We start from the raw sequence: 12993 nt of genomic DNA on the forward strand, positions 1-12993 counted from the left end.
ATAAGGGGCCGTCGCTCCGCTCAGGATGACACGCTTTTTCCTACCTAACACTCTACATCTTATTGTTCCATGGCTTCTTTGGTGACGGGATGACTAAATTCCAGTTGCCGTGCGTGTAGGGCAATGCTGACGTCGGGTAGGGGAGCCAGGAAGCCGTATTTCACATCACCCACGATGGGAGTACCTAAGCCCGTGCTCAGTTGCGTCCGGATCTGATGCGGCCGGCCGGTGATAGGGTTTACCTGCACCAGCCAGCGCGAACCGGCCTGGCCCAGCACTTGGTAGTCCAACTCCGACTTTTGGCCTTGTGGGTGCAGCTTGGGGTAAGCCTTCGTAACGTTGCGGATAGGGTCTTTCACCAGCCAGTGTGTGAGGTGCCCTTCCAGCAACTCGGGCGCTTTACCTACCAGCGCCCAGTAGGTTTTGTGCACCTTATTATCCCGAAACATCTCATTGAGGCGGCTAAGGGCTTTGCTGGTCTTGGCCAATGCTACTACACCACTTACGGGCCGGTCGAGGCGGTGCGCCACGCCGATGAAGGCAGCGCCCGGCTTTTTGTACTTAAACCGTAGGTATTCCTCCGCTTTGGCCGATAGCGGCTCATCGCCGGTGGCGTCGCCCTGCACCAGCAAGCCGGCGGGTTTGTTGATAATCAGTAAGTGGTTGTCCTCAAATAGGATTTCACGGCCCTCGGCCCAGATATTCGGACGATTCACGGATAGGGAATTAAAAATTAATAATTAAAAATTAAAAGCTGAGGACATAGTAGATATACTGTACAGCTAATCATTTTTAATTCTTCATTCCTCATTTTTAATTGATTAATACGCTTCTTCTTGGGTAGGGAAGTCGCGGCTTTTTACGTCTTGCACATAGTGACGCACGGCGTCGCTCATGATTTCGTGTAACTCGGCGTAGCGCCGCAAGAAGCGGGGCTTGAATTCTTTATTGATGCCCAGCATATCATGTACTACCAACACTTGGCCGTCCACATCAGGACCAGCCCCAATCCCGATTACGGGAATGGTAAGCTGCTCGGCTACTTGCTTGGCCAGCTTCGACGGAATTTTTTCCAGTACTACCGCGAAGCAGCCAATTTCCTGGAGCAACAGGGCATCTTCAATTAGCTTTTGCGCCTCGGCTTCTTCCTTGGCCCGCACTGAGTAGGTGCCAAATTTATAAATACTTTGCGGGGTAAGGCCCAAATGACCCATTACCGGAATGCCCGCCGTGAGAATCCGCGTGATGCTGTCCTTGATTTCAGCGCCGCCTTCCAGCTTGAGCGCGTGCGCACCGCTTTCCTTCATCACACGCACAGCCGAGCGTAGCGCCTCCGACGAATTGCCCTGGTAGGAGCCGAACGGCAAGTCTACTACCACAAAGGCCCGCTTTACCGCCCGTATCACCGACTGCGCGTGATAGATCATCTGATCCAGGGTGATGGGTAGGGTAGTCTCGTGGCCAGCCATCACATTGGAGGCCGAGTCGCCCACCAGCAGCACGTCGATACCAGCGCCGTCCAGAATGGAGGCCATCGAAAAGTCGTACGCCGTCAGCATCGAGATTTTCTCGCCGCGCTGCTTCATGGCCAGCAGCTGGTGGGTGGTCACGAGCTTCACTTCTTTGTGTTGAGACATTTTAGGGTCTTGGGGTCTTAAGGACGTAGGGGGTCTTGCGGACGTGTGGTTAGGCAACGATGCAAACAATCTGTGGCACCGGAAACTCACGTGGCAGCAGGAACAGGGCCCAAAGCTCCTAAAAAATCAGGATTTAAGTGGTACGAGCCCACTCACCGGTCCTTAGTTGTTCAGGAAGGTCTTGTTGCGGTTTAGCTTCAAGCTCTGCAACAGCGCCGATTTGGCCGCAATGGTCACGTAGTAGCCCTGCGTATAGCCAAAGGGGCGCCAGTTGCCGGTAATCTGCCAGCAGTGCAAGTCGCGTGAGAAGTCTAAGGATGTGAAGGATACGGTGTTGTTTACAAAGTCGTAGCCTGTGTTGTAGCCCAAGCGCAGATTGTCAGTTAGCTTCACAGAACCGCTCAAACTTAAAGATGCAGCCCGTAATGCAGAGAGACGGTTATTATAGCGACTAAAGGCACGGGGACCTGGATCTGTATAGCCTACCGTAAAGTTTGTGCTTAACTCCCAAGGTAGCGTGAAATCTACGTAGTCTTCGTACGGATTGACCGGAATGGGTGAGCCTAATATGGGGTCGTTGGCAGGAGCTACAGCACGCGGTATCGTTGACTTTTTATTCCCAGTTGTAGGGTTAAACTGGTATGACAACGTTGCAGACCCTGAAGCTAAGCGAGCCAGGCGACGCTTCGGCTGATCAAAAAGGTATTCGTTAATCAGCCTGCCCGTGGAGTCACGTTGGTACACCTCGAAAAAACCGCTAACTAGAATATTGAGCTTGCGCGCCACCTGCGTGCGGAACGTGACGTTAATCGGCTGAAAATTCAATGAATCAAGTGCGAAATTGTAGTTTGTACTAAAGTCAAACCCATCAATCAAACTCACTTTTTTGAACGGTGTAGTACCGGTAGTATCCTTGTCATCACGCACCTTCATCTCCAAAGAGTTTTGGAGAGAGAAAGTTAATATTTTAGTTCCTGTTCCACTAGGTACGTTGCCACCAAAACCATTATAGCGCGACAGAGCTAGTGGATTAATTGGAATATTAGGATTCAGCGGAACCAAATTGCCACTCCCGTCCCGTTGCGGAATACCATTTCTATCAATGTCGAACTGATTATATCGCAAGCCTTGTGCATCTACTAAGCTACCTGTGTTTAGCAGCGTGAAATAGGCATCGTTAGCCGCGAAATTTGGTGAATACTGAAAATTTAAGCTGGGCGTAATCTTGTGGCGAATGGCCTCAACCTTCTTACCCTTGATTTGATAAATACCATATAAGTTTGTGCCCATATTCAAGCCGCCAGAGTAGTTGTATACTCGGTTGAAGCCCGGTATTGTATCAATACGTACTGCGCGTGCTTCCTCCACATAACTATATTCCAGACGTTTGAAATACCAGCTTTCTCCATAATTAATAGAAGGTTGCACAGTTAAGTATTTCAAAAAAGCTACCCGATCAAGTAAGCCACCGAAAAACTGATCAGCAGTATAACTACCCAGTGTAATCTGGAAGGCATGTTGAATATCAGTTTGCGAGTTGCGCAGCAGCGTATTCAAATTAGAGAGTTTGACGGGTAATATCTGCGCAGAATTAGAACCTCCAATTACTGGGATAGCGCCATTTTGTAATAATCGTGACGGAATAGAATTGCTGATGCGGTTGCTTGCCGTGAGCGTGTAGGCCACCGCGAATTGCTCATAAAAACGTCCCTTCGGTTGTAAGCCAAATAGGCTGTATAAATATTGGCGAGCTACGCCTACCGTTGCGTTAGGTAGAACGAAATCCATCGTGCCGGTAGTAGTATTCTGGCTTTGGCTGGCCTGAATGGAGTAGTTGATAGGCAGGTAGCGCAGTTGCTTAGAGTAGGAAATGTTGGAGCTGAACGCCGGCGTGAGGTAGTTGCGAGCGTTGAAGTTGTTTTGGCGGTTGTAGTTATTACTACCTGCCTGCACGCTGGCCGAGAAGCGGCCACCGCCGGGGCGCGCCACCGGTGTGTGCGACCAGCTCAGCCAAAACGTGCGGGGCGTGTACACGCGGCCGGCTGTACTTTCCAGCTGTATACCCCCTGGGTTCAGGATGCGTTGGGCCGGGCGCTGGTCGTAGCTGAAGCTGAACAGGCCGGAGTAGGCGTAGCGCTTGGTATACTGCGCCTCGGCCTGCCCGCGGAAGCCCCCAAAGGTTTCGGCATTGCCAGAGTACACGTCGCCGGTGAAGCGGACGCCAATATTCTGGTTGGGCACCCAGTAGTAGCCCCCATTGCGCAGGAAAAAGCCCCGGTCGGCACTCTGCCCGAAGGTAGGGATGATCAGACCCGAAGCCCGGCCCTTGCGTGGGGTAGGGAAGTAGCCAAACGGTAGGCCCAGAGGGGTAGGAATACCACCAATCACTAGGTTGAACGGCCCGGTAATTACCTTTTGGCCCGGTATCACCTTCATCTTGGCCGTGTTGATGTAGAAGTGCGGATCGGCGAGGTTGCAGGTGGTATAACGGCCATTGCGGCCGTATATCTCATCCAGGTTGTTTTTCTTGACCACCTCGGCGTGCACAAATCCCTCACCCTGCTGCGTCACTACTTCCCCAATTTTGCCTTTGCGGGTTTTGAAGTTGTAGTCAATCTTGCCGGCCTGGTAGGTGGTGGCGCCCTGCTTGAACAGCGGCTGCCCCTGCGTGCGCCCCGTAGAATCGGGTACCCCCACGGCCGACATCAGGTTTTTATTGTAGTCAACGGTAATGATGGCCGCTTTCAGCGACATGTCACCATAATCAACAGTTGCCTTGTCGTATAGCTTGGCAATCTTGGCGTCGATGTCGAACTCAATGGAGTCTTTGGCAGCGTACTTAACAGTGGTCTGAATGGGACCCTTGGGCCGGGCTGCCACTCGTAGCGAGTCGGCTACGCGCACAGAATCCGGCACGGGTTGCAGCGTTACGACGCGGGCGGTATCATTGGCATTGGGCCGAATGATGGGGCCGGGGCGAACGTCGGCGTTGGCCGGCACGGCAGTGGTTTGCGGACGCTTATTGGTTTGGGCTATTGCATGCCCTGCCACCCCTACCCATGAGAGTAGCAGTAGGATAGTGGAGGGCAATAGCTGCCGGATAAAGCGTAAAAAGAATAGCGAAGACAAGGAGATGGTCCGGGCCACGTAGTTTTAATTCGTTTATTTTGTGGCTGCTTACAAAGGTAGCGGGTAGCTGCTCCAACTAACGAAAACTGTGCGGAATATTGTCATTGTCTGCACCGCTGTGCTGGTGTTTTTTGCCGGACCGTCGGTGGCCCTTGCGCCGGGTGTGGTGGCGCACACTGCTAAACTACCACCCCAAAAGTACCGGATCAGAACCGTAGTGCTCGATGCCGGGCATGGTGGCAAAGATAGAGGCTGTGCCGGCTCCGCGGCCCGCGAGGCCCAGGTAGCTCTAAAAACCGTGCTGGAACTTGGCCGCCTGATTGAGCAAAATATGCCCGACGTGAAGGTAGTGTATACCCGCAAAACCGATGTATTTGTGGAACTAGCCGACCGCGCCGGGATTGCCAATAAGCACAACGCCGACCTATTTATTTCGGTGCACTGCAACTCGGGGCCATCGGTCGCCTACGGCACGGAGGTCTGGACGATGGGTCCGCACAAAACCGAGGCGAACCTGGCCCTAGCCAAGCGCGAAAACGCCGTAATTCTGCAAGAAGACGATTATAAAGAGCGATACAACGGTTTCGACCCCCGCTCGCCACAGAGCCACATCCTGTTTTCGCTGTTCCAGAGTGCGTACATGGTAAACAGCATACGCTTTGCGCAACACGTTGATGCAGAGTTTAAAACCCGCGTGCAGCGCCACTCGCGCGGCGTGAAACAGGCGGGCTTTCTGGTGCTCTGGAAAACGGCTATGCCGTCGGTACTTATCGAGTTAGGCTTCCTGACCAACCGCAAGGAAGAACAATACCTCAACGATAAATCGGGGCAGTCGTATATGGCCTCGGGAATATACCGTGCTTTCCGCACGTATCGTAACGAATTGGAAGGCACCAGCGAAGGATAGTCCATCCAGCTGTTGCATCAGCCTTTTCAGTTTCCCAGTGCTTTATTATCTCATCTTTATTCTGACCGAACGTGTCAAAAGAAATAAAAGTAGCGTTGCTGGGTATCGTAGCCATAGCAATCCTGTTCATTGGGTTCAACTTTCTGAAAGGCTCTAATCTGCTGTCTTCAGACCGCACGTACTACGCAAAATACGATAACGTAGATGGTTTGGCTGTGGGCAACCCAGTGGTACTCAATGGTATCAAGGTAGGGCAGGTGAAGCAGATGGAGCTGCTGCCAAGCGAGCACAACCGCGTAAAAGTGGCGTTGGAGCTTGCCAAAGATGTGGTGGTAGGCGACTCTACCACGGCCAGCTTGTCGGGCTCGTTGCTGGGCAGCAAGACCATCACGCTGTTTCTGGGCAAAAACTCTAAAGTGTACGACGGGGGCGAGGAACTACGCTCGTATACGGTAGCCAGCATCACGGATGCGTTTCAGGCCAAAGCCCTACCCGTGCTTGGTACCGTAGACTCTACGCTGATTAAAGTGAACAGCTTCCTGAGCAAGGATGCCCGTCTGAGCTTGCAGCAAACGCTACAGAACGCAGAGGGGTCGTCGGAAGCCTTCAAGAATTTGCTGCTGATGAACCAGCGCAACATCAACCAGATTACGACCAACATGGCCCGCCTCACCCACGACCTGGCCGTGACCAGCCAGAAGTTTGACAAGATTGCGGCCAACTTCAACCAGCTCAGCGACTCATTGAAACAAGCGCCCATTGGCCCTACCATGCGTAAGCTCAATGCGACCATGACTGAAGCGCAAACGGCCATGACTACCCTAAACCAAGGTTTGGCAAATCAGGAAGGCTCGCTTAACAAGCTCATGAACGACGATTCGCTCTACAACAACCTCAACGCGACGGCAGCCAGCACCAACTCCCTGCTCACTGATTTTCAGGCTAATCCCAAGCGCTATGTGCACTTCTCGGTGTTTGGCGGTGGCAAAGACAAGGTGAAGAAAGAAGTAACCAAAAAGCCTAACGGCGAGGTAGAAGTTGAGACGAAGCGGGTAGATGGTACGCCCGGCGGCATTGTGCAGCCTGCTACTACCCCCACCGGCCAATAAGCATTTATCCGGTCAGTTATTTTGATAGATTTGAAATCCGCTCGAAAGGGCGGATTTCTTGCTTTTTACGAATAGTAAAACGGTGAAATTGTGAGCTGAAAAAACTTCTGTCATCCTGAGCTTGCGAAGGATCTTATGCCAGTTGAACGACCATCGTACGAACGACGCATCCTTGCGTGATAAGGTCCTTCGCTCCGCTCAGGATGACAGGCGCTTTTGCTATTCACAAACTCACAATTTCACTACCTCACCACCCACCCTACCCCCACCCACCCATGGATATCGAATTCAACAAAAACGAAGACTACCTCAAGCAACTCACCTACCAGCTCTCGAAGCGTTTGCAGAAAGTAGCGCTTGGGGGCGGCGAGAAGCGCATTGCCAAGCACAAGGAGAAGGGCAAGCTGACTGCCCGCGAGCGGATAGCCTACCTGCTCGATAAGGATGCGGAAACGGTAGAGGTAGGCGCGTTTGCCGGCGAAGGCATGTATGCCGATGAAGGCGGCTGCCCCAGCGGCGGGGTAGTGGTGGTACTCGGGTACGTGCAGGGTAGGCAGTGCGTGGTAGTGGCCAACGATGCCACCGTAAAGGCCGGCGCGTGGTTTCCCATCACGGCCAAAAAGAACCTGCGGGCACAGGAAATCAGCATTGAAAACCGCCTGCCTATCATCTACCTGGTCGATTCGGCGGGGGTGTACCTGCCGATGCAGGACGAGATTTTTCCGGATAAAGAGCACTTCGGTCGCATCTTCCGCAATAATGCCGTGATGTCGTCAATGGGCATTGTGCAGATTTCGGCCATTATGGGGCCGTGCGTGGCGGGCGGGGCCTACCTGCCCATCATGTCCGATGAGGCCATGATTGTGGAGGGTACGGGGTCGGTGTTTTTGGCGGGTTCCTACCTCGTGAAATCGGCCATTGGCGAAACCATCGACAACGAAACGCTGGGCGGCGCTACCACGCACTCCGAAATTTCGGGCGTCACGGACTATAAGTTTGCAACGGACGAAGAGTGCCTCGACCACATTCGCAACATCTTTGACAAGCTGGGTGACACGCCCAAAGCCGGATTCAACCGCGCCGCTGCTGCTGAGCCGAAAGCAAATCCGCAGGACATCTACGGCCTCCTACCCGCCGACCGCGCCAAGCCCTACGATATGATGGATATTATCAACCGGCTGGTTGATGATTCGGAGTTCGAGCCTTACAAAGACCTTTATGGCCAGACGCTCATCTGCGGCCTGGCGCGTATTGATGGCTGGGCGGTAGGCATCGTAGCCAACCAGCGCAAAATCGTGAAGTCGAAGAAAACCGGCATGCAGATGGGCGGTGTCATCTACTCCGACTCAGCCGACAAGGCGGCGCGCTTCATCATGAATTGCAACCAGAAGCGCATTCCGCTGGTGTTCCTGCACGATGTGTCTGGCTTCATGGTAGGCAGCCAGAGCGAGCAGGGCGGCATCATTAAGGATGGCGCCAAGATGGTGAATGCCATGGCCAACAGCGTGGTGCCGAAGTTCTCGGTGATTGTGGGCAACAGCTACGGCGCCGGCAACTACGCCATGTGCGGCAAAGCCTACGACCCACGCCTTATTGTGGCCTGGCCGACCGCCCAACTAGCCGTGATGAGCGGAGCCGCCGCCGCCAACACGCTCTTGCAAATTCAGGTAGCCTCGCTGAAAGCCAAAGGCCAGGAAATCACGCCCGAAGCTGAGAAGGAGCTACTCGACACCATCAAGGCCCGTTACGAGGAGCAACTCTCGCCCTATTACGCCGCCGCCCGCCTCTGGGTAGACGCTATTATTGACCCGCTGGAAACGCGTAAGGTCATTTCGCAGGGCATAGCCGCGGCCAATCATGCACCGATTGAGAAGGCGTATAATGTGGGGGTGATTCAGGTGTGAGAGCAGTTCCGATTCTATCTCTGTTCCTACCTTTGCCACTCACCCAGCCCTACCCTTTGTGACCGAACAAAATCCTTCCGCCTTCGAAAAAGCCCGCGCCGGCCTGTGGGTCAGCTTGCAAAAACACTTAGCGGCCGTATACAGCGCGGAGAAATCTTTCTTGGCGGCTACCGCTTTCGTTGAGGCGTTTCCGTTTGCGCTACATGTAGCCACGGAGGAGCAACAAGCCGATTACCAACAGGCCCGCCGCGCCCTGCGCGACCTATACACCGACGAAACCGCCCAGCTCGGCACACTGGTAAAAGCCATTCGCACCAAGGCCTACACCGAGGACGAGAAGAAGCAACTGTACCTGCTGCTGCTGGGCTACCTGGATATTGCTGCCAGCGTATTTGCGCTGCTGAGCACGCACGTGCCTACCAAGCTACCCGAAGACGAAGAGCTAGCCACCACGATAGATACGTTTGAGCGTGTCCGCAAATTTGCCCGCCTGAATGTGAAGGGCCTGGCTGGTCTGCTGGGGTAGGGAGTATCAAAGTAGATTGCAACTGGCCTGTCCGGCGCAGATAACGTCTGGTTGTATCTTGGGGCGCTTATCTAGTTATATTTCTCATGACTAAGAAATCTGTTCCTGCCTCGCCTCAAATTGTGCACATCCCAGCGGCAGGGGCAACTGGCAGCACCCTTTCCAAAGAGCAAAAGGCCTTCAACCGCTTCACCAAGCGTATCAGCAAGCTGGAAAAGGAAGTAGCCGATTTTCGTGAGGCTGCTACCCACCTGCGCCAGCGGGTGCAGAACGAATATCGCCCCTTGCAACAGCAGCACAACGACCAGCGCGCCGCCCTAGTGCGCGTACTCGACCATGCCCACGACGAATACAAGCTCACTAAAACTGAGCGCGACAAAATTGTGGATATCATTGTGTATGGCTGCGTTGACTTGCTGGACTGGGGCTACGACGACCTGGAGCCTATTTTCGATAAGCACGACCCGCCCCTGAGAGCCGAAGAAACGGCCGAGGCGGAAGCGGCCAACGCCCAGACCGCTGAGATGATGAAGCAGTTGTTTAGTCAGCAGTTCGGGATTGAGTTTGAAGCTGATGCTGATGTGAATACGCCCGAGAAGTTTCAGGCTTACGTGGCGCAACAAATGGCCGCGCAGGAAGAGGAGTTTGCTGCCGAGGAAGCACAGCGGGCCGAGCGTCGGGCTAAACGCAAAAAAAGCCCCAAGCAGCAGGCAGCCGAAGAGAAAAAGCAAGCCGAGGAAAAGAATAGCACCAAGGCCGTACGCACGCTCTACATGGACCTGGTGAAGCACCTGCACCCCGACCGGGAGCCCGACGAAGCAGAAAAAGCCCGCAAAACCGAGCTGCTGAAACAAGTGACCACGGCCTACGAGGCCAATGAGCTATTAACGCTGCTGCGCCTTCAGCTAGAGCTGAATCGCATCGACCAGGCCCACCTCGAAAACATGGCTGAAGAGCAGTTGCACTACTACAACAAGTTGCTGAGTGAGCAGGCCCGTGAGCTGGAGGATGCCCTGCAAGCTGAGCGGATGGACCTATCGGCCTTCACTGGGCAGCCGTGGTATGCCCTTACCTCGCCTGCCGCCATGGACCTGGACTACCGCCGCCAGAAAAGTCAACTGCAAGCCAAAATCAAGCAGTTAGCCGCCGAAGTGCTAGCCTTTGGGCACGACCCGGCCGCGGTGAAAGCCTTTCTGAAAACCTACAAGATTCCGAAAGATGGGCCAGGGCTGATGCTGGTGTCGCTGCCACTGTAGAAAGCTGTACAATGGGATACAATATAATCTGTATAGCGGGTGTGTTTTTTCTGGTGGTTAGCCTGCTTTCCTTGAGAAGCAGAATACATACCATCAAGACCCAGGAAAGTACGACAGCAACAGTTATCAGAATAGATTGTGAAAAGGATAATGAGGGCGATAATACCTATAGGGCAATTTTTAGGTATACCACACGCAACAATCAGGAACTCATCTATACCCAGACTTCCTCTACCAATCCGGCAGCATGGGAGGTAGGCGAACAAGTGCGGATTGTATATGATCCGGAAAATCCCGTTGATGCCATCATGCTAAGCTTTTTCGAAGCCTTTGGGATGATAGTTATTCTGTTGATAGTCTCACTCGCAATGCTCGTGGTAGGGGGCGGTCATTACTTTGCAAATAAGCTGTTTGAAAGTATCAGCAACTGATTGTTGATACGGTACTGAAATGTAGATCTGTGTTTCAGTCGTAACAAGGTGTACATCCACTGAAAGGCGTAGACCATTGGGCCTATCCTTGATAGCGTTTTGCGGAAGCTGTTGTTCAGTTACTCTGTGTAGGCATTAACCCAGCTACACGTCCCTACCCCTACACTTCCCGTATAGTCTTCAAAACAAGAATTGAAGACGATGGCGAAGAAGAAAGTATCCGAAATACTGATTGATACGCTGCTGGCCGCTGGTGTGCAGCGCGTGTACGGCGTAGTAGGCGACTCGCTCAACGGCGTAACGGACATCATCCGGCAGCGCGACGGCATTGGCTGGGTGCACGTGCGGCACGAAGAGGCCGGCGCCTTTGCCGCCGGTGCCGAGGCCCACCTCACCCAAGAATTGGCCGTGTGCGCGGGTAGCTGCGGCCCTGGCAACACCCACCTCATCAACGGCCTCTACGACTGCCACCGCAGCCGCGTGCCGGTGCTGGCCATTGCCTCCCAGATTCCGAGTGTAGAAATCGGGACGCAGTATTTCCAGGAAACCCACCCCGAGCGGCTGTTTCAGGAGTGCAGCGACTATTGCGAGTTGATTTCTACCCCCGAACACGCCGTGCGCGTGATTGAAAGTGCCATCCAAACGGCCTTGGTGAAACGCGGCGTGGCTGTGATTGTGCTACCCGGCGACGTGTCGGAAATGGAGGTAGAGGCGCCAGAGCCACGCTTGCCCGCTCGGCACCGCTCCGCTACCTTGCGCCCTTCGGATGCCGATATAGCCGATGCTGCTACTCTGCTGAACGGGGCAGAGAAAATAACTATTCTGGCTGGGGCCGGCTGTGCCAAAGCGCACGCCGAGCTAATGCAGGTAGCCAGTGCGCTGAAAGCGCCCATTGTGCATGCTCTGCGCGGCAAGGAGTACATTGAATATGAAAATCCCTTTGATGTGGGCATGACCGGCCTGCTGGGCTTCGCCTCGGGCTACCACGCCATCATGGACGCCAACGTGCTGTTAATGTTGGGCACTGATTTCCCTTACACCCAATTCCTGCCACAAGAGTCCAAAACCATTCAAGTGGATTGCCGGGCCGAGCACATTGGCCGCCGCACTCGGGTAGACATTGGCCTGGCTGGCGACGTGGGCGAAACCATTCGGCAGCTGCTACCCCACCTAACCACCAAAACAGAGCGGGCACACTTGGATAAGGCGCTCAGCGACTACAAAGACTCGCGCGAGAATCTGGACGAGTTGGCCATCGGCAAGCCCGGCGACGACTCCATGCACCCGCAGTACCTCACCAAATTGGTAAACGAGCTGGCCGCGGAAGATGCCATTTTTACTTGTGATGTGGGTACGCCTACCGTGTGGGCAGCCCGCTACCTTTCCATGAACGGCCAGCGGCGTTTGCTGGGCTCGTTCAACCACGGCAGCATGGCCAATGCCATGCCCCAGGCCATTGGAGCACAACTGGTCTATCCCAACCGGCAGGTAGTAGCCTTAGCCGGCGACGGTGGCTTTGCCATGCTGCTCGGCGACCTGCTGACGCTGAAGCAGTTAAACTTGCCCGTGAAGCTCGTTATCTACAACAACAGCTCCCTGGGTTTTGTGGAATTGGAAATGAAAGAAGCCGGTCTGTTACCCTTCGAAACAACGCTTGATAACCCCGACTTCGCGGCCCTGGCCGAAAGCGTGGGCATTCGGGGAATACGCGTCGCTGACCCCGGCGACCTACATGCTTCCCTGGCAGAAGCCTTTGCTCACCCCGGCCCAGTGGTGATTGACGCCATCGTGAAACGCGCCGAGCTATCAATGCCGCCGACCATCGAGTTGGAGCAGGCCAAAGGCTTCAGCCTCTACGCTCTGAAAGCCGTGATGAGTGGCCGCGGCAACGAAATTCTGGACTTGGCAAAGGACAACCTGAACCTACTAGGGCTGTAGAGCATCTAGCCCGTCATTCCGAGCTTGATAGTCAAAAATGCCGCGTCAATAGCTTTTAAATGAACATTTGCCGTAGTTAGCGGTGTTGACAATAGCCGGTTTGGTGCGAGGCATCAAACCGGCTACTTTTATTCAGTATCTCCGCTCTGCCAGTTC

At 54.1% G+C, this 12993-nt stretch carries 10 protein-coding genes; 7 read left to right on the forward strand and 3 right to left on the reverse strand.

All coding sequences use genetic code 11. The annotated features are described in order from the left end of the window. Positions 1-59 precede the first annotated feature (59 nt). From J4D97_RS20245 to J4D97_RS20255, 3 genes are all read right to left on the reverse strand, one after another. Entirely contained in the window at positions 60-716 is a 657-nt protein-coding gene (locus J4D97_RS20245) for an RluA family pseudouridine synthase (RefSeq protein WP_208309154.1), read from the reverse strand. 105 nt (positions 717-821) lie between these two features. Then, complete coding sequence (gene panB, locus J4D97_RS20250; protein ID WP_185281113.1) at positions 822-1637, reverse strand: 3-methyl-2-oxobutanoate hydroxymethyltransferase; 816 nt, start codon at positions 1635-1637, stop codon at positions 822-824. A gap of 162 nt (positions 1638-1799) precedes the next feature. After that, positions 1800-4766 (reverse strand): putative LPS assembly protein LptD, encoded by a 2967-nt coding sequence (locus J4D97_RS20255; protein WP_208309155.1) that lies wholly within the window; start codon positions 4764-4766, stop codon positions 1800-1802. Positions 4767-4911: 145 nt separating this feature from the next. On the opposite strand from J4D97_RS20255, the gene J4D97_RS20260 reads away from it, so the two are divergent. From J4D97_RS20260 to poxB, 7 genes are all read left to right on the forward strand, one after another. Further along, on the forward strand, positions 4912-5673 hold the full coding sequence (locus J4D97_RS20260) for an N-acetylmuramoyl-L-alanine amidase family protein (RefSeq protein ID WP_258049129.1): 762 nt from the start codon (positions 4912-4914) through the stop codon (positions 5671-5673). Between the two features lie 71 nt (positions 5674-5744). Continuing rightward, the gene (locus J4D97_RS20265; RefSeq protein ID WP_208309157.1) at positions 5745-6782 is read left to right on the forward strand and encodes an MlaD family protein; all 1038 of its coding nucleotides are present in this window, start codon (positions 5745-5747) and stop codon (positions 6780-6782) included. 275 nt (positions 6783-7057) lie between these two features. Beyond that, positions 7058-8686, forward strand: a complete 1629-nt coding sequence (locus J4D97_RS20270) for an acyl-CoA carboxylase subunit beta (protein ID WP_208309158.1) — start codon at positions 7058-7060, stop codon at positions 8684-8686. Positions 8687-8744: 58 nt separating this feature from the next. Continuing rightward, the gene (locus tag J4D97_RS20275) at positions 8745-9212 is read left to right on the forward strand and encodes a hypothetical protein (RefSeq protein ID WP_208309159.1); all 468 of its coding nucleotides are present in this window, start codon (positions 8745-8747) and stop codon (positions 9210-9212) included. An 86-nt stretch (positions 9213-9298) separates the two neighbouring features. Further along, entirely contained in the window at positions 9299-10468 is a 1170-nt protein-coding gene (locus tag J4D97_RS20280) for a hypothetical protein (protein ID WP_208309160.1), read from the forward strand. 41 nt (positions 10469-10509) lie between these two features. Next, complete coding sequence (locus tag J4D97_RS20285; protein WP_185281108.1) at positions 10510-10899, forward strand: DUF3592 domain-containing protein; 390 nt, start codon at positions 10510-10512, stop codon at positions 10897-10899. A gap of 201 nt (positions 10900-11100) precedes the next feature. Then, positions 11101-12837 carry a ubiquinone-dependent pyruvate dehydrogenase gene (gene poxB / locus J4D97_RS20290; protein WP_208309161.1) on the forward strand — a complete coding sequence of 579 codons (1737 nt, stop codon included), beginning with the start codon at positions 11101-11103 and terminating at the stop codon, positions 12835-12837. The last annotated feature ends 156 nt before the right edge of the window (positions 12838-12993 follow it).

This window comes from Hymenobacter defluvii (assembly GCF_017589435.1).
GTDB classification, from domain to species: Bacteria; Bacteroidota; Bacteroidia; order Cytophagales; family Hymenobacteraceae; genus Hymenobacter; species Hymenobacter profundi.